We start from the raw sequence: 20,116 nt of genomic DNA on the forward strand, positions 1-20,116 counted from the left end.
CGTGCCGCCGCCCGAGATGGTCGCCAACCTGCGCGCCGACAACATCGACGGCTTCCTCGCGCCCGACCCCGTGAACCAGCGCGCGGTCTATGACGGCGTCGGCTTGCCGCCCGCAGGCGCCGACGCCGAGGAGCTCGGCCGCTTCCTCGACGAGCTTGCCGACGCGGCGGCGAGCGCCGATCCGATCGCGCCGCGCAGTTTTCCGGGCGTGGTCGAGGCGCTGATGGCGGGCCGCACGGTCCGCCCCCGGCGCGACCGGCATCCGCGGCTCCGCATCCTCGGGCCGCTGGAGGCGCGCCTGATCAGCGTCGACCGCATCGTGCTCGGCGGGCTGAACGACGGCGTCTGGCCGCCAGCGCCGCAGAGCGACGCCTGGATCAACCGCCCCTTGCGCGCCGAACTCGGCCTCGCCCAGCCGGAGCGCCGGATCGGGCTGTCCGCGCACGACTTCTGCCAGCTTCTCGGCGCGCGCGAGGCGGTGCTGACGCGCGCGGCCAAGGCCGGCGGCGCGCCGACCATCCCCTCGCGCTGGCTGCAGCGGACCGCCGACGTCGCGCCGGCGGACTACGCCGCGGCCGAGGCCCGCGGCGCCCGCTACGCCGTGCTCGGCGAGCGCCTCGACGACGCCGGGCGCGACCCGCCCGCCCGGCCGCCGGAGCCGCGCCCCGCGCGGGAGCTCAGGCCGACGCGGCTCAGCGTCACCGCGGTCGAGACCTGGCTGCGCGATCCCTATTCGATCTACGCCCGCCACGTGCTGCGCCTCGAGGAACTCGGCTCGGTCGGCCCCGCGCCGGGCCCGGCCGAACTCGGCGATGTGGTGCACGCGGCGCTGGAGGCGTTTCTCGCGTCCGGCGTCGCGATGGATGACACCGCCGCGCGCGAAGCCCTGCTGCGGCTCGGGCGCGAGGCCTTCGGCGACCTCGCCGAGCGCGACGAGGTGCGGCTGATGTGGCTGCCGCGGTTCGAGCGCATCGCCGACTGGACGCTCGCCTTCGAGCGCGGGCGGAACGCGCAGGTGACGACCCGCCACGCCGAGCGGACCGGCGCCTTCGCTTTCCCCACCGTCGCGGGACGCGAGTTCACGCTCAACGTCCGCGCCGACCGCATCGACCTGCTCGCCGACGGCTCGGCCGTGCTGATCGACTACAAGACCGGGCGGGCGGCGACCGCGCGGCAGGCGCTCGCGGGCTTCGCGCCGCAGCTTCCGCTCGAAGGCGCGATCTTGCGCGAAGGCGGGTTCGAAGGGATCGCGCCCAAGGCCGGCGCGCTCGGCGGCATGATGCTGCTGAGGCTCACCGGCCGCGACCCCGCCGGCGAGATCATAGATATCCGCCACAAGACCGAGCCGCTGGAGGCCGTCGCCGACGAGGCGCTGAAGCGCTTCCGGCAGGTGGTCGACCGGTTCGAGAACCCGGACGAGCCCTACCGCTCGCTGTCGCATCCGCAGTTCCTGTCGCGCCCCGAGGGGCCTTACGCCCATCTCGCCCGCGTCAAGGAATGGTCGGCGACCGGCGGCGCGGCCGAGGGCGACGGGGGCGAGGCATGAGCGGCCCGAGCGAAAGGACCGTCGCGGATCAGGCGCGCGCCTCCGATCCCGCGAGCTCCGCCTGGGTGTCGGCCAACGCCGGCTCCGGCAAGACCTACGTGCTGGTGCAGCGGGTGGTGCGCCTGCTGCTCTCGGGCGCGGAGCCCTCGCGCATCCTGTGCCTGACCTTCACCAAGGCCGCCGCCGCCAACATGCAGAACCGGGTGGTGGAGCGGCTGCGCGGCTGGGCCACGCTGCCGGACGCTGAGCTCAGTCGCGAGATCGCGGGGCTCGACGGCGCGCCGCCCTCCCCGGCCCGGCTCGCCGGCGCCCGCCGCCTGTTCGCCCGCGCGCTGGAGACGCCGGGCGGGCTGAAAATCTATACGATCCACGCCTTCTGCGGCCGCCTGCTGCGGCAGTTCCCGTTCGAGGCCAACGTGCCCGCGGGCTTCGCCGAGCTCGACCCGCGCGACCAGGCCGAGATGCTGGCGCGCGCCCGCGCCGCCGTGCTGGCGCAGGCCGCGCGCGACCCCGGCGGCGCCGTCGGCCGCGCGCTGGCGCGCCTCGTGCCGACGGTCGCGGCCCAGACCATCGACGACGCGGTGACGGAGGCGCTTCAGGGCCGCGCGGAGCTGAAGGCGCTGTTCGAGGACCCGGCGATCGGCGGACCCGACGGCGCCGCCACGGCGCTGGCGCGGACCTTCGGTCTCGGCCCCGACGACGCCCGCGAGGCGCTGGAGGCGCAGGTGCTCGGCGCCGGCGTGCCCTCTGCCGAATGGCCCGCGATCGCGGCCTCGCTCGTCGAGGGCTCGGTCACGGACCAGAAGCTCGCCGGACATCTGCTGCGCGCCACGGCGGCGCGCGACCCCGGCGAGCGCCGGGACGCCTATCTCAGCGTGTTCCTGACCGACGCAGGCAAGCCGCGCGCGCCGAAGACCTTCCTCACCAAGGCGACGCGCGCGGCTTATCCCGCCATCGCCGCGCTGCTCGACGGCGAGATGGCGCGGCTCTCCGACCTGCTGCCGCGCCTCGCCGCGGCCGGAATCGTCGAGCGCACCCACGCGCTGCTGACGCTCGCGGAGGCGACCATCGCGGCCTACGCCCGCGCCAAGTCGGCGGAGGCGCTGCTCGACTACGACGACCTGATCGACAAGGCCCGCGCGCTGCTCGGCCGGGTCAGCTCGACCTGGGTGCGCTACAAGCTCGACGGCGGGCTCGATCACGTGCTGGTCGACGAGGCGCAGGACACCTCGCCCCAGCAGTGGGAGATCGTGCGCCGGCTCACCGAGGAGTTCTCCGCCGGCGAAGGCGCCCGCGGCCCCGATCGCCGCACCGTGTTCGCGGTCGGCGACGAGAAGCAATCGATCTTCTCGTTTCAGGGCGCCGAGCCCGCCGCCTTCGGCGCCACGCGCCAGACCTACGGCCGCGAGCACGAGGCCGCCGGGCGGCCGTTCCAGGACGTGCGGCTGCAGGAAAGCTTCCGCTCCGCATCCGTGGTGCTGCGGGCGGTGGATTTCGTGTTCGCGCGCGAGGAGGCCCATGCGGGCCTGAGCTCGGACGCCGCCGGCACCCACCACACCACGACGCGCCGCGACGCGCCCGGTTCGGTCGAGGTCTGGCCGATCGTGCCGGCGATCGAGGCCAAGGGCGCCGAGGAGGCCTGGGACGCCCCGTTCGACGAGGTGAAGCCGCAGAGCGCCGTGGTGCGGCTCGCGGAGGCGATCGCGCGCGAGATCGACCGCGCGATCGCCGCCCGCGAGGTTCCGGCCGGCGAGGTGCTGGTGCTGGTGCGGCAGCGCAAGGCGCTGTTCGAGGCGATCCTGCGCGCGCTCAAAAGCCGGGGCGTGCCGGTGGCGGGCGCCGACCGGCTGATCGTCGGCGAACACATCGCGGTCATGGACCTCGTCGCGCTCGGCCATGCGCTGACGACGCCGGACGACGATCTCGCGCTCGCCTGCGCGCTCAAGAGCCCGCTGTTCGGGCTCGACGACGACGACCTGATGGCGGTCGCGGCCCCGCGCTCCGGACGGCTCGCGGACGCGCTCGCAGGCGGCCCGCCGCGGGCGCGGGCCGCGGCGGACAAGCTCGCGCGGCTCGCGCGCGAGGCCGCCCAGCGCACGCCGTTCGCCTTCTACGCCGGGCTGCTGGCGGAAGGCGGTGCGCGCCGCGCCTTCCGGGCGAGGCTCGGCCACGAGGCGGACGACCCGCTCGACGCCTTTTTGGACCTCGCGCAGGATTTTTCCGCGACCCATGCGCCGACGCTCGCGGGCTTTCTCGGGTGGCTCGCCGCAGCCCCCGCCGAGATCAAGCGCGACCTCGACGTCTCCTCCGGCGAGGTGCGGGTGATGACCGTGCACGGCGCCAAGGGGCTGGAGGCCGGATTCGTTGTGCTCGCCGACACCTGCGGCGGCGCGGCCTCCGGCCGGGGCTCCGCGCTGCTCGACGTGGCCCGGCCGGATGCCGGCCACGGCGCCGCGCCGATCCCGGTCTGGGCCGGCCGGAAGGACGACGACCCGCCGGCCCTGGCCGCCGCCCGCGCCGAGGCGCGCGCCCGCGCGGCGGCCTATGACCGCCGCCTGCTCTACGTCGCCATGACCCGCGCCCGCGACCGGCTGCTGGTCTGCGGCCACGAGGGCGGCCGCCCCCGCCCCGAGGGCGCGTGGTACGACCTGATCCGCGACGGGCTCGCGGGCGCGGAGGGCGTCGAGAGCGTCGACATCGGCATGGAGCAGCCGGCGCTCCGGCTGCGCGCCGGCGCCCTGTTCTCCGACGGCGAGCCCGAGCTGCCGCTCCCGGCCCCCGACGCGCCGGCGCCGGACTGGCTCGGCCGCGCCGCCGCTCCGGAAGCCGCGCCCGGCCCGCCGCTGTCGCCTTCCGCGCTCGCGGTCGAAGACCCGGACGCGCCGGCGCCGATCCCCGGGCCCGGCGCGGACGCGGCGCGGGCGCGCGGCGCGCTGCTGCACCGGCTGCTGAAGGCGCTGCCGGAGCTCGCGCCCGAGCGGCGGGCGGAAGCGGCGGCGCGGCTCGCCGCGGGCGCGGCGGAGGTTCTGCCGCCCGACGTGCTGGCGGCGGCGACGTCCGCCGCGCTCGCGATCGTGGCCGATCCCGCCTTCGCCGCGGTGTTCGCGCCCGGCGGGCGCGGCGAGGTCCCGATCGTCGGAACGCTCGCGGACGGACGCCCCGTCTCCGGCCGCATCGATCGGCTCGCGGTGACGGAGCGCGAGGTGCTGGTGGTCGACTACAAGACCGACCGCCGGCCGCCGCCCGAAGGCGCGCCGGTCCCTCCGGGCTACGCGGCGCAGCTTTCGGCCTACGCCGAGCTGCTCGCCGCGATCTGGCCCGACCGCCCGGTGCGCGCCGCGATCCTGTGGACCGCCGGGCCGCGGCTCGACCGGCTGCCGTGACCGCCGACCCATGCGCGGCCAAAGGCCCTGATCCGCTTCGCTTGACGCTCCCCCGGGCGGTTCATACGTTCGCTCCGAACGAAGAGCAGGATCGCCCGCGCCCGCGGGCCGTCCGCCGGACCAACACAAGGATGCTACCCATGGCGACCGCCAAGGTTTCCGACGCCACCTTCGACGACGACGTGCTCCGCTCGACGGAGCCGGTGGTGGTGGACTTCTGGGCCGAATGGTGCGGCCCCTGCCGCGCCATCGCGCCGGCGCTGGAGGAGATCTCCAACGAGATGGCCGGCAAGGTGAAGATCCTGAAGCTGAACGTCGACGAGAACCCCGAGGTCGCGACCCGCTTCGGCATCAGCGCGATCCCGATGCTGATGATGTTCAAGGGCGGCCAGCACGTCGCCACCCAGCGCGGCGCGGCTCCGAAGTCCAAGCTCGTCAACTGGATCGAGAGCGCGGTCTAGACGCCTCCCAATCCCGGTCTTTCCGGCGACGGCGTGTGAACCGCCCAAATCCTCCGGCTTCAACGGCCGGGGGATTTTTTGTTTCAAACGCCCGCCCGCAGTTACGGAACGCTAAAGCATACCCCACAAATCTTAGGGTCGGACGCGTCCGACAGAGCCGCGCTCCAATGCGGGAGGGGCGCGTGACGATCCTTTTTGGAAGCCTGCGGCGAAGCTTCGTCGTCAGCGGAGCGACGACGACCCTGCTGCTGGCGATCGTGGCCGCGATCGGAATCTGGGCGACGACGTCGCTCGGCGCCTCGATCCGCCGCGCGCAGATCGCATCCGACGCCCTGCGCAGCCACATGACCGCCGACATGATGCACGACGCGCTTCGCGCCGACGTGCTGGCGGCCATCGAAGCGGGCTCCCGGAATCTGGATCAAAGCTCCCTGCTCGCCGATCTCGATACGCATGTCGCGAGCCTGCGACAGAGCCTTACGGAGATCCGCGCCCTGCCGCTTCCCGCGGAATTGAAAGAGGCGTCCGACGCCGTCGGCGGCCCGCTCGAGGCCTATGTGGCGATGGCCGAGAAGCTCGTCCCGCTCGCCGTCGAGAACGTCGGGCTCGCGCGGCGGGAGGTTCCCCGGTTCATGTCCGCCTTCCGCGCACTCGAAGAGAGAATGGTGACGGCCGGCGACCTGATCGAAAAGCACGGAGCCGAAAGCGCCGCGGCCAATGTCGCGCTCGCCGACACCGCCGCCTCGGCGATGATCCTCGCGCTGGTCGCAGGCGTCGCCGCGACGCTCGTGGCGACCGTCCTGATAGGCCGCGCGATCGCGCCTCCGATCGTCGCGTTGACCGACGTGATGGCCCGCCTCGCAGAGGGCGACACGACCGTCGAACCGCCCGCGACCGCGCGTCGCGACGAAATCGGCGCGATGGCGCGGGCCGTCGACGTGTTCAAGCGTAACGCGATCGAGATGGGCCGGCTCGAGGCCGAACAGGCTCGCCTAAAGGCCACGACCGAGGAGAGCCGCAAGGCCGAGATGCGCCGCCTCGCCGACCGGTTCGAGGCCGAGGTGATGGGCGTCGTGGCGGTGGTCTCGGCCTCCGCCGGCGAGCTGCGGCGAAACGCCGAGGCGATGCGCGCGGCCGCCGACCAGACGAGCGGCAGTTCGACCGCGGTGGCCGCTGCCGCCGAACAGGCCACTGTCAACGTGCGGTCGGTGGCGGAGGCGGCTTCGCAGCTGTCGTCCTCGATCCGCGAGATCGCGCAACAGGTCGGCTCGGCGTCTGGCGCGACCGCGACCGCGAGCGACCAGGCGGCGGGCGCCGTCGACCTCGCTGACCGCCTCGCCGGCGCCGTCATCCGAATCGGAGAGGCGGTGACGCTGATCGGCGATGTGTCCGCCCAGACCAACCTCCTCGCGCTCAACGCGACGATCGAAGCCGCGCGCGCCGGCGAATCCGGCCGCGGCTTCGCGGTCGTGGCGAACGAGGTCAAGCTGCTCGCCGCGCAGACCGCCAAGGCCACTCAGGAGATCAACGGCCACCTTGACGACGTCCGCAACGCCACGGGCGAAATGGTCAAGGCGATCGGCTTGATCGACAGCTCGATCCGCGACGTCGACGCCATCTCCTCGACGATCGCGGCGGCGGTCGAAGAGCAGGGAGCCGCGACCGAGGACATCGCGCGCAACATGGACGAGGCCTCGGGCGGCACGCGCGACGTCACGGAGAACATTTTCAGCGTCGGTCGCGCGGCGGAGCGCACCGGCAGGACCTCGGACGAGATCGTCGGCGCCTCGGGCGAGCTGGCGCGTCAGGCCGAGAGCCTGAAGACCCAGATGGCGAGCTTCATCGCGCATATCCGCGCGGCCTGAGCGCGTCCGGACAAAGCTTCGGCGCGGCTCCGAAGTCCAAGCTCGTCAACGGGATCGAGAGCGCGGTCTGAGCTTCGCTAGAGCTGGACTCTGAACGACGAAAGCCCTCCGGCGGACCGCGCCGGGGGGCTTTTTTGTTGGCGACGGCGGGCCGGGCTTTCGACTTTGGTCGCGGATGCGATAGCCTTCGCGTGACAGTCACAGCGGAGCTGATCGATGACCGAAGGCGTCACCCGCCGACAGGCGCTCGCCGCGACCGCGGGCCTTGCGCTCGCGGTCGGCGCGGGACCCGCCCGCGCCGCGTTCCCGGAGCGGCAGATCACGGTCGTGGTTCCGTTTCCGCCCGGCGGGCCGAACGACATCATCGGCCGTCTCGTCGGCCTCGCCTTCGAACGGGCGTTCAAGGCGCCGTCGATCATCGAGAACCGGCCGGGCGCAGGCGGCGCGTTGGCGCTCGGCGTGAGCGCGCGGGCGACCCCGGACGGTTACACGGTGGTGCTGCCCTCCGGCGTCAGCTACGTCACGCAGCCCGCGCTTCTTCCCGACGCGCCCTTCAAGCTCGACGGCTTCCGCGCCATCGCCATCGCGGCGAGCGGGCCTTCCGTCCTCGCGGTCCGCAGCGGCTTCGAGGCGACGTCGGTCGAAAAGCTCGTGGCGCTCGCCAAGGCTCGGCCCGGCGAACTCACCTATGGGTCGTCGGGCGTCGGCACGACCCTCCATCTCGGCGGCGAACTGTTCAAGCGGCTGGCGGCGGTCGACATCATGCACGTGCCCTACAAGGGCACCAGCGAGGTGGTGCTCGACCTTGCGGGCGGCCGCATCGACATGGCCTTCATCAGCCCGATGAACGCCCGCAAGCTCGCCGACGACGGCAAGATCCTGGCGCTCGCGACCACCGGCGCGACCCGGTCCAAGGGCTGGGAGCAGACGCCGACCGTGGCCGAGGCGGGCGTCGCGGGCTATGCGCTCGACAGCTGGTATCCCCTGCTCGCCCCAGCCGCCACGCCCGACGAGGCGGTGCGCGCGCTGAACGCCGCGCTCGCCGAGGGGCTCAAGGCGCCCGAGGCGCAGTCGCGCCTCGCCGATCTGGGCTTCACGCCGCGCGCCGATTCCGTCGAGGCCTCGGCGGCGTTCATCGCCGCCGAAAGCCGCAAGTGGACCGACCTGATCGCGCAGGCGAAGATCTCGGCCGAGTAGCGCGCGGGCGCGCTACTGCGGCGGCGTGCCGTTGGCGGCGAGCGCCTCGCCGGCGAGGTAGAGCGAGCCGATGATCAGCACGCGCGGCGGCGTGGGGCCGGCGGCGCGGGCGGCGTGGCCGAGCGCCTCCTCGATCGAGGCGCAGCCTTCAGCCGACAGCCCGGCCCGCACGGCGGCCGCGACCACCTCGTCGGGCGTGCGGGCCGCGGTCGAGGAGCCGATCGGCACGCAGTAGACGCGGCCGGCGAGCCCGGCGAAGGCCTCGAGAAAGCCGTCGGAATCCTTGGTGTTGAGCATGCCGACGATCATGACGATCGGCTTCGGCGAGCGCTCGTCGAGTTCGGCCAGCGTCGAGGCGACGGCGCGGCCGCCGTCCGGGTTGTGGCCGCCGTCGAGCCAGAGTTCGGAGCCTTCCGGCAGCAGCGCCGGCAGCCGACCGCCCGAAAGCCGCTGCATGCGCGCGGGCCAGTTGACCGAGCCGAGCCCAGCCTCGATCGCCTCCGTCCCGACGCCCAGCGCCGGCAGACCACGCAGGCAAGCGATGGCGGCGCCGGCGTTCTCGATCTGGTGGCGGCCGACGAGCCGCGGCAGCGGCAGGTCGAGCAGCCCGTCGCCGTCCTCGAACACCAGCCGGCCGCGCTCCTCGCGCGCCTGCCAGTCCTGCCCGGCGATGACGAGCGGCGCGCCGACGCGGGCCGCCTCGCGCTCGATCGCGGCGAGCGCGGCGTCGTCCTGCCGGGCGATCACGGCGGGGGTCAGGCTGCGCAGGATGCCGGCCTTCTCGTGCGCGATCGCCTCGATGCTGTCGCCGAGGAATTTCTGGTGGTCGAGGCTCACCGGCGTGATCACGCTCGCGATCGCCGACGGCACGACGTTGGTGGCGTCGTAGCGCCCGCCGAGCCCGACCTCCAGCAGCAGCACGTCGGCCGGCTCGCGCGCGAACAGCAGCAGGGCCGCGGCGGTGGTGATCTCGAACAGCGTGATCGGCTGATCCGCGTTCGCCGCCTCGACCTCGCGGAAAATCTCGGTCAGCCGGCCTTCGTCCACATAGGCGCCGCCGCCGGGCGCGCCCAGCCGGATGCGCTCGTGGAAGCGCACGAGATGGGGCGAGGTGTAGACGTGCACGCGCTTGCCCGCCGCCTCCAGCATCGCGCGCAGGAAGGCGGTGGTCGATCCCTTGCCGTTGGTGCCGGCGATCTGGATCGTCGGCGGCAGCGCCCGTTCGGGATGCCCGATGTCGCCCAGAAGCCGCTCCACCCGCCCGAGCGAGAGGTCGATCTCCTTGGGATGCAGCGCCAGAAAGCGCGCAAGGATGGTCTCGCTCTGGTCCACGAGCGGCTCGTTCCGGGCGGGCGACGCGCTCACGCGTGAGCGACCTCGGCCGCGGCCTCGTCCGAGGTCGGCTCCACCACGACGGCGGGTGCGGTCGGCTTGGCCGCGCCCGTCAGCAGACGGCACAGGCGCGCGAGCGTCGCGCGGAGATCCTTGCGGTGCACGACCATGTCCACCATGCCGTGCTCCTTGAGATATTCGGAGCGCTGGAAACCGTCCGGCAGCTTCTCGCGGATGGTCTGCTCGATCACGCGCGGGCCGGCGAAGCCGATCAGCGCGCCCGGCTCGGCGATGTGGACGTCGCCGAGCATGGCGTAGGAGGCGGTGACGCCGCCGGTGGTCGGGTTGGTCAGCACCACGATGTAGGGCTTCCGCGCCTCGCGCAGCATCTGCACCGCGACGGTGGTGCGCGGCATCTGCATCAGCGACAGGATGCCCTCCTGCATGCGCGCCCCGCCCGAGGCCGCGAACAGGACGCAAGGCGTGCCGCGCTCCACCGCGGTCTCGAGTCCGCGGACGATCGCCTCGCCGGCCGCCATGCCGAGCGAGCCGCCCATGAACTCGAAGTCCTGCACCACGACGGTGACGGGCGTTCCCTCGATGGTCCCGACCGCGACCTTCACGGCGTCGTTCATGCCGGTCTTGGTGCGGGCGTCCTTGAGGCGGTCGGCGTATTTCTTCTCGTCGCGGAACTTCAGCGGATCGATCGCGACCTCGGGAAGCGCGATCTCCTCGAAGCCGGCGTCGAGCGTCGCGGCCAGGCGCTGCTTGGCGCCCATGCGCATGTGGTAGCCGGAGCCGGGGATGACCCAGTCGTTGGCCTCCACGTCCTTGTGGAACACGAGCTGCCCGGTCTCCGGGCACTTGATCCACAGGTTCTCGGGCGTCGACTCGCGACGGGTCCAGAGGCTGTTGATCTTCGGGCGAACGACGTTGACGAGCCAGTTCATCGGGGCCTTCGAGCCTCCAGCTTAAGCGTTCAGGCCGCGGCGCGGCCGGAGCGGGCGCCGGCCGCGAGCGCCGACACGAGGTCGGTGACCGCCGAAACCGTCTTTTCCGTGGCGCGGCCGTCGCCGTCGAGGCTGGTCCGCACCGCGTCGACCAGCGCCGAGCCGACCACCACGCCGTCCGCGCCCCGCGCGATCGCCGCCGCGTGCTCCGGCGTCTTCACGCCGAAGCCGACCACGACCGGCAGCGCCGTGTGGCGCTTGATGCGCGCGACCGCGGACGCCACCACGCCGAAATCGGGCGTCGCCGCCCCGGTGATCCCGGCGATCGACACGTAATAGACGAAACCGGAGGTGTTTTGGAGCACGGCGGGAAGCCGCACGTCGTTCGTCGTAGGGGTCGCGAGCCGGACGAAGGCGAGGCCCGCCTTCAGCGCCGGCAGGCAGAGCTCCTCGTCCTCCTCCGGCGGAAGGTCGACCACGATCAGGCCGTCGACGCCGGCTTCGCGCGCGTCGGCGAGGAAGCGGTCGACGCCGTAGACATAGATCGGGTTGTAGTAGCCCATCAGCACGATCGGCGTGGCGTCGTCGCCGGCCCGGAAGGCGCGCACCAGGTCGAGCGTGGTCGTGACGGACTCGCCGTGCCTGAGCGCCCGCAGGCCCGCCTGCTGGATCGCCGGGCCGTCCGCCATCGGATCGGTGAACGGCATGCCGAGCTCGATCACGTCCGCGCCCGCGCCCGGCAGCGCCTTCAGGATGGCGAGCGAGGTCTCATGGTCGGGATCGCCGGCCGTGATGAAGGTCACGAGCGCCGCGCGGTTTTCACCACGCGCGAGCGCGAAACGGGCTTCGATGCGGGCGGTCATGTCAAACGCGATTCCATGGAGATGTTCTAAGGACCAGAGGCCGCGACGCACAAGCTTCCGGTTTACGGGTTCAATCGCCCGACGGCCTCCGGGCCGCATGGCGGAAACGCTGCACGACGACCTCGTCGGAGCCTACGAAGTAATCGAAATGATAGGGGAAAGGGGTCAACACCATGCGACGGACGCCGGTGATGGGCGTCGGCCTGCCCAGAAAGGGATAGCGCTGGACCTGCAGGAACGCGGCGACGATACGCGCCTCCACATTGGCCGCGCCCTGCGGCGACTCCGCGGCGATGTAGGTCAGGGCGTCTTCGATCTGTCGCAGGGCTCGCTTCTGAACGCGGAGCTTCAAAGGCGAAATCTGGAAAGGACCGCTTCCACCTCGTCGTCAGTGGCGAAATCGCCGCGTTTCATCTCGGCCTGCGCCTCGATCAGGTCGGCCTCTTCTTCCGGCGTCAGGTCGATCACCTGCGCGTCGCGACCGGCGTAGGTCAGCATCAGGCGCGCGAGTTCGTCCTGCATTTCGGCAGGCAGCTTCCGGGCAGTCTGAACCGCTTGTTCCAGCAATTCGGTCATGACGTCACTGTACACGGGAACAGGCGACGCGGCACCGCCGGCGCGGCGTCGCCCTTCCCGAAGAAAACATCACGTCTTTCACAGGCTCGTCCCCAGCAGCTCCGCCACCTGCGGCACGTCCTTGTCGCCGCGGCCGGAGAGGTTGACGACCATCAGGTGATCCTTCGGCAGCGCCGGCGCGCGCTCGATCACCTTGGCGATGGCGTGGGCGCTTTCGAGCGCGGGAATGATGCCCTCGAGCCGCGACAGGACCTGGAACGCCTCGACCGCCTCGTCGTCGGTGGCGGAGAGATAGGTCACGCGGCCGATGTCGTTCAGCCAGGAATGCTCGGGGCCGATGCCGGGATAGTCGAGGCCGGCGGAGATGGAGTGGCCTTCCTCGATCTGGCCGTCCTTGTCCATCAGCAGGTAGGTGCGGTTGCCGTGGAGCACGCCGGGGCGGCCGCCGGCGATCGAGGCGGCGTTGAGCTTGTCCAGGCCGTGGCCCGCGGCCTCCACCCCATAGATCTCGACGCAGGGGTCGTCGAGGAACGGGTGGAACAGGCCGATGGCGTTGGAGCCGCCGCCGACGCAGGCGTAGAGGCTGTCCGGCAGGCGGCCCTCGAGCTCCTGCATCTGCTCCCTGGTCTCGTCGCCGATGATGGACTGGAAGTCGCGCACCATGCCGGGATAGGGGTGCGGCCCGGCGACGGTGCCGATGCAGTAGAAGGTGTCGGCGACGTTGGTCACCCAGTCGCGCAGCGCCTCGTTCATGGCGTCCTTGAGCGTCTTCGCGCCCGACTGCACCGGCACCACCGTCGCGCCCAGCATCTTCATGCGGAACACGTTCGGCGCCTGCCGCGCGACGTCGACCGCGCCCATGAACACCACGCATTCGAGCCCGAAGCGCGCGCAGAGCGTGGCGGTCGCGACGCCGTGCTGGCCGGCGCCGGTCTCCGCGATGACGCGCTTCTTGCCCATGCGCTTCGCGAGCAGGATCTGCCCGAGGACGTTGTTCACCTTGTGGGAGCCGGTGTGGTTCAGCTCCTCGCGCTTCAGATAGACCTTGGCGCCGCCGAGATGCTCCGTCAGGCGTTCGGCGAAATAGAGCGGGCTCGGCCGGCCGATGTAATGCGTGCGGTAGGACGCCATCTCGGCGTGGAAGGCCGGGTCCTTCTTCGCCGCCTCGTACTCCTTCTCGAGGTCGAGGATCAGCGGCATCAGCGTCTCGGCGACGAAGCGGCCGCCGTAGATCCCGAACCGGCCGCGGTCGTCGGGTCCGGTGCGGAACGAGTTCGGCTTCGGCTGCTCGGTCACGGGCGATGAACCTTCGTCAGGACGGCGTTGGGGCGCTTGCGCTTCAGCCATTGCGTACGGCGTGGACGAAAGCCCGGATGCGCTCCGGGTCCTTCGCCCCCGGCGCGCGTTCGACGCCTGACGAGACGTCGACGGCGGGCGCGCGCGTGATCGCGAGCGCCTCCGCGACGTTCTCAGGGTCGAGGCCCCCGGAAAGCACGAAGGCGCGACGGGGGTCAAGGCTCGCGAGCAGGCTCCAGTCGAAAGCGACACCGTTGCCGCCGGGAAGCGCGGATCCCTTGGGCGGACGGGCGTCGAACAGCACGCGATCGGCGACGCCGGCCCAGGCGTCCGCGGACGCGACGTCCGCGGCGGTCGCGACCGGGACCGCCTTCCAGATCTCGGCCCCATAGCGGCGCTTCAGCTCGGCTGCGCGCTCCGGCGTCTCCGCGCCGTGCAGCTGAAGAATGTCGGGGCGCACGGCCGCGACGAGCTCGGCGAGCAGCGCGTCAGGAGCGTCGACCGTCAGCAGCGCGATCTTCGCCCGCCCGCTGGCGAGCGCCGCGAGTTCGCCGGCGCGCGCAGGGTTCACATGACGCGGGCTCTTCGGGAACGAGACTAGCCCGACCACGTCCGCGCCGGCGTCGAGCGCCGCAAGCAGCGTCGCCGGCTCAGACAGACCGCAGATCTTGATCTCGACCGACATCGCGCCTCGCCCGCCGGCGCGAAAAGGCGTCGGCGCCGACGCCTTCGCATGTCGGGGTCCGTTTGCAAACCGTCAATGCTGCACGCGGGGCGCTCAGGCGTGCGCGAGGCGGATGGCGGCTCACGCTCTGGTCAGGACGCACGCTTGCACCTGCCGGACTAGGCCACAGCCAGACCGACGCCGCTGTGCTGCCGCGTGGGCGGCGAGCGCGCTCGCCAGCGGCCTTCGATGTCCCTGACTTGATCACGAGGAGGAATCAACATCCAGAATACGTACTAATGTTTATATTCGACAGACGTAGTGTTAATTGCTATGCAAGGCGTACGAGAGCGGTCCGCTTTCGACCACGTCCCACACCGGCGCGACGGACAGCGCCGCATCGGAGCCTTCCATGGCCGCCTTCACCCGCCGCGCCGCGCTCGCCGTCGGCATCGCCTTCGCGGCCCTCGCCGCGCCCGCCTCGGCCGCCGAGCCGGACACCATCCTCAACGCCACCTACGACATCGGCCGCGAGCTCTACGCCGAGCTGAACAAGGCGTTCGTCGCGGAGTGGAAGGCGAAGACCGGCAAGGACGTCACCGTCAACCAGAGCCACGCCGGCACCTCCAAGCAGGCGCGCTCGATCGTCGAGGGCCTCGACGCCGACGTCGTGACCTTCAACCAGGAGCTCGACGTGCAGTTCCTGGCGGACAAGGGCTTCGTCGCGGCGGACTGGAAGACGAAGCTCCCGAACGACGCCTCGCCCTACTACTCCCTGCCCTCCTTCGTGGTGCGCGCCGGCAACCCGAAGAACGTCAAGAACTGGGACGACCTCGTCCGCGACGACGTCAAGGTGGTGTTCCCGAACCCGAAGACCTCCGGCAACGCCCGCTACACCTATCTCGCGGCCTACGCCTTCGCGCTGAAAACCTATGACGGCGACGAGGCCAAGGCCGACGCCTTCGTGAAGAAGCTGCTCGCCAACGTGCCCGTGTTCGACACCGGCGGCCGCGGCGCGACCACGACCTTCATCGAGCGCGGCATCGGCGACGTGCTGGTGACCTTCGAGGCCGAGACCGCGGCGGTGAAGAAGGAGTACGGCTCCGACAAGGTCGACCTCGTCACGCCGGCGGTGAGCCTGCTCGCGGACTTCCCCGTCGCCGTGGTCGACAAGGTGGCGGCGAAGCGCGGCAGCGAGGCGATCGCCAAGGGCTATCTCGAGTGGCTGTACTCGCCGAAGGCGCAGGAGATCATCGCCGCCTTCAACAACCGCCCACGCGACCCCAAGGTGCTGGAGGCGACCGCCGCCCAGTTCCCGAAGGTGGAGCTGCTGACGGTCGACGCCGCCTTCGGCGGCTGGAAGAAGGCGAACGAGGTGCACTTCGCCTCGGGCGGCAAGCTCGACCAGCTTTTCGTCGCGCGCTGACGCGTTTTTAGCGAAGCTGCGTCGCCCTCCGGCTTGACCGGAGGGCCCATCTCGGCCGTAAAGCTCGACGCCAAGCGTGGATCCTCCGGTCAAGCCGGAGGATGACGCGTTTCATTCTGCGCCCCGTCGGCCGCCGCGGCCTCGGGGATGCGTTCAGCGAGCCCGCATGCACCGCTCCGTCCTTCCCGGTTTCCGGCTCGCGATGGGCTGCACGCTGCTCTATGTCGGCGTGATCGTGCTGCTGCCGCTGGCCGCGCTGCTGTGGCAGGCGGCGGATCTCGGCTGGGCGCGGTTCGTCGCCGTGGTGACGGGCGAGCGCGCGCTCGCGGCCTTCCGCGTCACCGTGCTGAGCGCGCTGGGCGCCACCGCCTTCAACGCCGTGTTCGGCCTCGCGCTGGCATGGGGGCTCGCGCGCTACGCCTTCCCCGGCAAGCGGCTACTCGACGCGCTCGTCGACGTGCCGTTCGCGCTGCCGACGGCGGTCGCGGGCATCGCGCTGACCGCGCTTTTCGCGGCCAACGGCTGGTACGGCCAGGTCCTCGCCCCGCTCGGGATCACGGTAGCCTACGCTCCGCTCGGCATCATGGCGGCGATGGCCTTCACCTCCATCCCCTTCGTGGTGCGGTCGGTGCAGCCGGTGCTGGAGGACCTGACCTCCGAGGTGGAGGAGGCCGCGGAGACGCTCGGCGCCGGCCAGTGGCGCACCTTCGCGAGCGTCGTGTTCCCGGCGATCTTCCCCGCCTTCCTCGCCGGCTGCAGCCTGTCCTTCGCCCGCTCGCTCGGCGAATTCGGCGCGGTGATCTTCATCGCCGGCAACCAGCCGTTCCGCACCGAGATCGTGGCGCTGCTCGTGTTCATCCGGCTCGAGGAATACGACTACGCCGCAGCCGCCGCGATCGCGACGGTGCTGCTCGCGGCCGCCTTCGTGATGCTGCTGGTGGTGAACGCCATCCAGCTCTGGCACCTGCGCTACCTCAGGGGCGCGTCGTGAGCGCGGCCCGCCGCCCCCGCATCGGCGACGGCCCGCTGTTCCGCGCGGGCCTGCTGACCGCCGTTCTGGTCGTGACCGCGCTCGTCATCGGCGGGCCGCTCGTCGTCATCTTCGTGGAGGCGCTGAAGCTCGGCTGGGGCGCCTACTTCGCCAATCTCACGACGCCCGACACGCGGCACGCGATCTGGCTCACCGTCGCGACCGCGCTGATCGCGGTGCCGGTCAACGTCGCCTTCGGCATAGCCGCGGCCTGGGCGATCGCGAAGTTCGAGTTCCGCGGCAAGGGCTTCCTGACCGCGCTGGTGGAGCTGCCGTTCTCGATCTCGCCGATCGTCGCGGGCGTCGCCTATCTGTTCGTCTATGGCGCGCAGGGCTGGTTCGGGCCGACGCTGGACGCGCTCGGGATCAAGGTCATGTTCGCCTATCCCGCGATCGTGCTGGCGAGCCTGTTCGTCACCGCGCCGTTCGTGGCCCGCGAGATCCTGCCGCTGATGCAGGCGCAGGGGTCGGGCGAGGAGGAGGCTGCGCTGTCGCTCGGGGCCTCGGGCTGGCGCACGCTCTGGAGCGTGACGCTGCCGAACATCCGCTGGGCGCTGCTCTACGGCGCGGTGCTGACCAACGCGCGCGTCATGGGCGAGTTCGGCGCGGTGTCGGTGGTGTCGGGCTCGATCCGCGGCGTGACCAACACGCTGCCGCTGCAGATCGAGCTCTTGTACCAGGACTACAACGCCGCCGGCGCCTTCGCCGCGGCGACGGTGCTGGCCGGCATCGCCTTGCTCACCATCCTCGCCAAGCTGGTCGTCGAACGCTTCAGCCCACGCGACGAGTGACGGCGCTCAGCTCGCCGCCGACCGCGGGGCGAGGAAGAAGTCGACCGAGCGCGCCGCCACCTCCGGCCGCCAAGCGTGCGGGCCGTCGTACTCCACATAGGTGACGTCGTAGCCCGCCTCCCTCAGCCGGGCGGAATGGGCGCGGCCGGCGCGGTCGATCGGAATCTGCTCGTCGCGCAGCCCGTGCGACAGGAACACGCGCGGCGCGCCGATCTGCAGGTGCACCGACATGAAGCCGGCGGAGGACACGATCATGTGGCTGACGATGTCGCCGTTGGTCGGCCCGAGCGAGAGCACGTAGCTGCCGCCGTCGGAATGGCCGGCGAAGGCGAAGCGCGTCGGATTGAGCAGGAACCGCGACGCCACTTCGCCTAACGCGACGTCGAGCCGCTCGCGGTCCGGGCCGTTGCCGGCGATGACGATGTCCCAGGTCGGATAGAGCGACTGCGGAGCCAGCAGCAGGAAACCGCGCTCCAGCGCATGGCGCTCCATCATGGGCAGGATCTTCTCCGCGCTGCCGCCGCCGCCGTGAAACAGCGTCATCAGCGGCGCGGGCCGGCGCGGATCGAGGCCGTCCGGCACGACCAGCAGCGCGTCGCGGGTCTCGAACAGGCCGAGCGCATGGCGGCCCGGCGGCAGCGGCGGCCGGTCCGGCGGACGGTGGACGAAGTCCAGCCGCCCCAGAAGATGGGGATCGAGCATTGTGGACAGCCTCGGAGTCTGGAGCGCGGCGGCGCTATGGCCGCGCCGTCATGCCCGGCGAAGCCGGGCGTCCACGACATGGCGACATCCCTCGCCGCGGCCGAAACGGAAACGGCGCGCATCGCTGCGCGCCGCCCCGGTTCGTCACGAGGAGCGCGGGATCAGACCGCGCGCGCCTGGTGCAGCATCTCGATCTGCTGCTCGGTGTAGCCGAGGTCCTTGAGCACCTCGTCGGTGTGCTCGCCGAGCAGCGGGGAGGCCTTCACGTCGACCTTCATGTTCGAGAACTTGATCGGGCTTCCGACCGTCAGGTACTTGCCGAGCTTCGGATGGTCGACCTCGACCACCGTGCCGCTGGCGCGCAGGCTGGGATCCTCGGCGATCTCCTTCATCGACAGCACCGGCGAGCACGGGATGTCGTACTTGCGCAGGATGTCGACCGCCTCGAACTTGGTCTTGTCGGCGAGCCATTCCTCGATCGTGGCGAAGATGTCCATGATCTTGTCCTGACGCGCGCGGGCGGTGTTGTAGGCCGGATCGTCGATCCACTCCTCCTTGCCGAGCGCCTTGCAGATCGGAGCCCAGGCGTGGCCCTGGATGGTGAAGTAGATGTAGGCGTTGGGATCGGTCTCCCAGCCCTTGCACTTCAGCACCCAGCCCGGCTGGCCGCCGCCGCCGGCGTTGCCGCCGCGCGGCACCACGTCCGAGAACTCGCCATGCGGGTACTGCGGGTACTCTTCGAGATAGCCCAGCGCGTCGAGGCGCTGCTGGTCGCGCAGCTTGACGCGGCAGAGGTTCAGCACCGAGTCCTGCATGGACACGGCGACCTTCTGGCCCTGACCGGTCTTGTTCTTGTGGTGCAGCGCCGTGAGGATGCCGATCGCGAGGTGCATGCCGGTGTTCGAGTCGCCGAGAGCGGCGGCCGACACGGTGGGGGGGCCGTCCCAGAAGCCGGTGGTGGAGGCCGCGCCGCCGGCGCACTGCGCCACGTTCTCGTAGACCTTCAGGTCCTCGTAGTGGTGGCCATCCGAGAAGCCCTTCACCGAGGCGAGGATCATGCCCGGGTTGAGCTCCTGGATGCGCGCCCAGGAGAAGCCCATGCGGTCGAGCGCGCCGGGGCCGAAGTTCTCGACCATGACGTCGGATTCCTTGATCAGCTTCTCAAGGACTTCCTTGCCTTCCGGCGTCTTGGTGTCGAGCGTCAGCGAGCGCTTGTTGGAGTTCAGCATCGTGAAGTACAGCGCGTCGGCGTCTTCGATGTGCCGGAGCTGGGAGCGGGTGACGTCGCCGGCGCCGGGGCGCTCGACCTTGATGACGTCGGCGCCGAACCACGCGAGCAGCTGCGTGCAGGCGGGACCGGCCTGGACGTGCGTGAAGTCGATGATCTTGATGCCTTCCAGCGGCTGGGTCATCTCAGTCTCACTCCCTCTTTACGTCGCATCCGGCCCTCTTGGCCGAGATGGCGCGTTGATTGGACGCCGGGGCGCGAACCCCGGCCGTCATCCGATCGGCGCAGAGCGCGCGTCCGCCTCGAGCTCCGCCAGCCGGCGGCGCATCTCGCGTTCGTCGTTCCATCGCCGTGTGTCGTCGCGGACGATCGCCGTGACCCCGCTGACCGCGCCCGCACCGTCGAACAGGAGGCCGACGGAGAACGCGATCGACAGCGGCCGACCGTCCTTGTGCAGCGCCGGGACCCGCAGGATCTCGGTCCCGTAGCGGGTCTGTCCCGACGCCATGGTCCTGGCGTAGCCGTCCCAGTGGCGACGGCGGTGGCGCTCGGGCGTGATCAGGTCGAGCGACTGGCCGAGCGCCTCCTCGGCGGTGAAGCCGAAAATCCTCTCCGCGGCCGCGTTCCACACCACGATCAGCCCGAGCGCGTCGCTGACGACGACGGCGTCGCCCGCAGTCTCCACCAGTTGCGCGTAATCGACCGGATCTGGCATGGCGCAATCCTGGGCCGGCGCCCGCTCGCTGAACTCCAGTAAAAACAAGTCGCCGCCAAGACGAGACACGCCATGGCGAACGCAACGTCCG

Annotated in this window: 18 protein-coding genes; 8 read left to right on the plus strand and 10 right to left on the minus strand. The window is 71.4% G+C overall.

Annotated elements, in window-relative coordinates; translation table 11 throughout:
• The 5 genes from ACFSCV_RS15005 to ACFSCV_RS15025 all read left to right on the plus strand — a co-directional run.
• The coding region (locus ACFSCV_RS15005; RefSeq protein WP_378800377.1) for a PD-(D/E)XK nuclease family protein at positions 1 to 1,546 on the plus strand (1,546 nt) is incomplete at its 5' end.
• Positions 1,543 to 4,929, plus strand: a complete 3,387-nt coding sequence (gene addA, locus ACFSCV_RS15010) for a double-strand break repair helicase AddA (RefSeq protein WP_378800378.1) — start codon at positions 1,543 to 1,545, stop codon at positions 4,927 to 4,929. The genes ACFSCV_RS15005 and addA, both read left to right, overlap by 4 nt.
• Positions 4,930 to 5,069: 140 nt before the next feature.
• Positions 5,070 to 5,390 carry a thioredoxin gene (trxA, locus tag ACFSCV_RS15015; protein ID WP_271199186.1) on the plus strand — a complete coding sequence of 107 codons (321 nt, stop codon included), beginning with the start codon at positions 5,070 to 5,072 and terminating at the stop codon, positions 5,388 to 5,390.
• Between the two features lie 182 nt (positions 5,391 to 5,572).
• Positions 5,573 to 7,255 (plus strand): methyl-accepting chemotaxis protein, encoded by a 1,683-nt coding sequence (locus tag ACFSCV_RS15020; RefSeq protein ID WP_378800379.1) that lies wholly within the window; start codon positions 5,573 to 5,575, stop codon positions 7,253 to 7,255.
• A 216-nt stretch (positions 7,256 to 7,471) separates the two neighbouring features.
• Complete coding sequence (locus ACFSCV_RS15025; protein WP_378800380.1) at positions 7,472 to 8,452, plus strand: Bug family tripartite tricarboxylate transporter substrate binding protein; 981 nt, start codon at positions 7,472 to 7,474, stop codon at positions 8,450 to 8,452.
• Positions 8,453 to 8,464: 12 nt separating this feature from the next.
• Here ACFSCV_RS15025 and ACFSCV_RS15030 read toward each other — a convergent pair whose 3' ends face one another.
• The 7 genes from ACFSCV_RS15030 to ACFSCV_RS15060 form a co-directional block, all read right to left on the minus strand.
• On the minus strand, positions 8,465 to 9,784 hold the full coding sequence (locus ACFSCV_RS15030; protein WP_378800752.1) for a bifunctional folylpolyglutamate synthase/dihydrofolate synthase: 1,320 nt from the start codon (positions 9,782 to 9,784) through the stop codon (positions 8,465 to 8,467).
• A gap of 29 nt (positions 9,785 to 9,813) precedes the next feature.
• Complete coding sequence (gene accD / locus ACFSCV_RS15035; RefSeq protein ID WP_378800381.1) at positions 9,814 to 10,734, minus strand: acetyl-CoA carboxylase, carboxyltransferase subunit beta; 921 nt, start codon at positions 10,732 to 10,734, stop codon at positions 9,814 to 9,816.
• Positions 10,735 to 10,763: 29 nt separating this feature from the next.
• Entirely contained in the window at positions 10,764 to 11,597 is an 834-nt protein-coding gene (gene trpA / locus ACFSCV_RS15040) for a tryptophan synthase subunit alpha (RefSeq protein WP_378800382.1), read from the minus strand.
• A 70-nt stretch (positions 11,598 to 11,667) separates the two neighbouring features.
• Entirely contained in the window at positions 11,668 to 11,949 is a 282-nt protein-coding gene (locus tag ACFSCV_RS15045; protein ID WP_378800383.1) for a type II toxin-antitoxin system RelE/ParE family toxin, read from the minus strand.
• Positions 11,946 to 12,173: a hypothetical protein gene (locus ACFSCV_RS15050; RefSeq protein ID WP_378800384.1), complete on the minus strand. Its 228-nt coding sequence runs from the start codon at positions 12,171 to 12,173 to the stop codon at positions 11,946 to 11,948. The genes ACFSCV_RS15045 and ACFSCV_RS15050 overlap by 4 nt, the downstream gene beginning before the upstream one ends.
• A gap of 78 nt (positions 12,174 to 12,251) precedes the next feature.
• On the minus strand, positions 12,252 to 13,469 hold the full coding sequence (gene trpB, locus ACFSCV_RS15055) for a tryptophan synthase subunit beta (RefSeq protein ID WP_378800385.1): 1,218 nt from the start codon (positions 13,467 to 13,469) through the stop codon (positions 12,252 to 12,254).
• Between the two features lie 43 nt (positions 13,470 to 13,512).
• Positions 13,513 to 14,154 (minus strand): phosphoribosylanthranilate isomerase, encoded by a 642-nt coding sequence (locus ACFSCV_RS15060; protein WP_378800386.1) that lies wholly within the window; start codon positions 14,152 to 14,154, stop codon positions 13,513 to 13,515.
• Positions 14,155 to 14,545: 391 nt separating this feature from the next.
• On the opposite strand from ACFSCV_RS15060, the gene ACFSCV_RS15065 reads away from it, so the two are divergent.
• From ACFSCV_RS15065 to cysW, 3 genes are all read left to right on the plus strand, one after another.
• Entirely contained in the window at positions 14,546 to 15,559 is a 1,014-nt protein-coding gene (locus tag ACFSCV_RS15065) for a sulfate ABC transporter substrate-binding protein (RefSeq protein ID WP_378800387.1), read from the plus strand.
• Positions 15,560 to 15,725: 166 nt separating this feature from the next.
• Positions 15,726 to 16,550 (plus strand): sulfate ABC transporter permease subunit CysT, encoded by an 825-nt coding sequence (gene cysT, locus ACFSCV_RS15070; protein ID WP_378800388.1) that lies wholly within the window; start codon positions 15,726 to 15,728, stop codon positions 16,548 to 16,550.
• Positions 16,547 to 17,380 (plus strand): sulfate ABC transporter permease subunit CysW, encoded by an 834-nt coding sequence (gene cysW, locus ACFSCV_RS15075; RefSeq protein ID WP_378800389.1) that lies wholly within the window; start codon positions 16,547 to 16,549, stop codon positions 17,378 to 17,380. The genes cysT and cysW overlap by 4 nt, the downstream gene beginning before the upstream one ends.
• 6 nt (positions 17,381 to 17,386) lie before the next feature.
• Here the strand turns inward: cysW and ACFSCV_RS15080 are convergent, their stop codons facing one another.
• The 3 genes from ACFSCV_RS15080 to ACFSCV_RS15090 all read right to left on the minus strand — a co-directional run bounded on the left by ACFSCV_RS15080 (position 17,387) and on the right by ACFSCV_RS15090 (position 20,025).
• Entirely contained in the window at positions 17,387 to 18,082 is a 696-nt protein-coding gene (locus ACFSCV_RS15080) for an alpha/beta hydrolase (protein WP_378800390.1), read from the minus strand.
• A 161-nt stretch (positions 18,083 to 18,243) separates the two neighbouring features.
• Complete coding sequence (gene frc / locus ACFSCV_RS15085; RefSeq protein ID WP_378800391.1) at positions 18,244 to 19,494, minus strand: formyl-CoA transferase; 1,251 nt, start codon at positions 19,492 to 19,494, stop codon at positions 18,244 to 18,246.
• 87 nt (positions 19,495 to 19,581) lie between these two features.
• Positions 19,582 to 20,025, minus strand: coding sequence for a PAS domain-containing protein (locus ACFSCV_RS15090; RefSeq protein ID WP_378800392.1), 444 nt, complete (start codon positions 20,023 to 20,025; stop codon positions 19,582 to 19,584).
• Between the last annotated feature and the right edge of the window lie 91 nt (positions 20,026 to 20,116).

Origin of the sequence: Methylopila henanensis (assembly GCF_042681025.1) — a bacterium.
GTDB classification, from domain to species: Bacteria; Pseudomonadota; Alphaproteobacteria; order Rhizobiales; family Methylopilaceae; genus Methylopila; species Methylopila henanensis.

Bases quoted from the DNA above. Each gene is read 5' to 3' on its own strand.
- trpA (WP_378800382.1), bottom strand. From the start codon at position 11,597: ATGACCGCCCGCATCGAAGCCCGTTTCGCGCTCGCGCGTGGTGAAAAC.
- ACFSCV_RS15080 (WP_378800390.1), bottom strand. From the start codon at position 18,082: ATGCTCGATCCCCATCTTCTGGGGCGGCTGGACTTCGTCCACCGTCCG.
- ACFSCV_RS15090 (WP_378800392.1), bottom strand. From the start codon at position 20,025: ATGCCAGATCCGGTCGATTACGCGCAACTGGTGGAGACTGCGGGCGAC.
- cysT (WP_378800388.1), top strand. From the start codon at position 15,726: ATGCACCGCTCCGTCCTTCCCGGTTTCCGGCTCGCGATGGGCTGCACG.
- ACFSCV_RS15025 (WP_378800380.1), top strand. From the start codon at position 7,472: ATGACCGAAGGCGTCACCCGCCGACAGGCGCTCGCCGCGACCGCGGGC.
- addA (WP_378800378.1), top strand. From the start codon at position 1,543: ATGAGCGGCCCGAGCGAAAGGACCGTCGCGGATCAGGCGCGCGCCTCC.
- ACFSCV_RS15050 (WP_378800384.1), bottom strand. From the start codon at position 12,173: ATGACCGAATTGCTGGAACAAGCGGTTCAGACTGCCCGGAAGCTGCCT.
- ACFSCV_RS15065 (WP_378800387.1), top strand. From the start codon at position 14,546: ATGGCCGCCTTCACCCGCCGCGCCGCGCTCGCCGTCGGCATCGCCTTC.
- ACFSCV_RS15060 (WP_378800386.1), bottom strand. From the start codon at position 14,154: ATGTCGGTCGAGATCAAGATCTGCGGTCTGTCTGAGCCGGCGACGCTG.
- frc (WP_378800391.1), bottom strand. From the start codon at position 19,494: ATGACCCAGCCGCTGGAAGGCATCAAGATCATCGACTTCACGCACGTC.
- accD (WP_378800381.1), bottom strand. From the start codon at position 10,734: ATGAACTGGCTCGTCAACGTCGTTCGCCCGAAGATCAACAGCCTCTGG.
- trxA (WP_271199186.1), top strand. From the start codon at position 5,070: ATGGCGACCGCCAAGGTTTCCGACGCCACCTTCGACGACGACGTGCTC.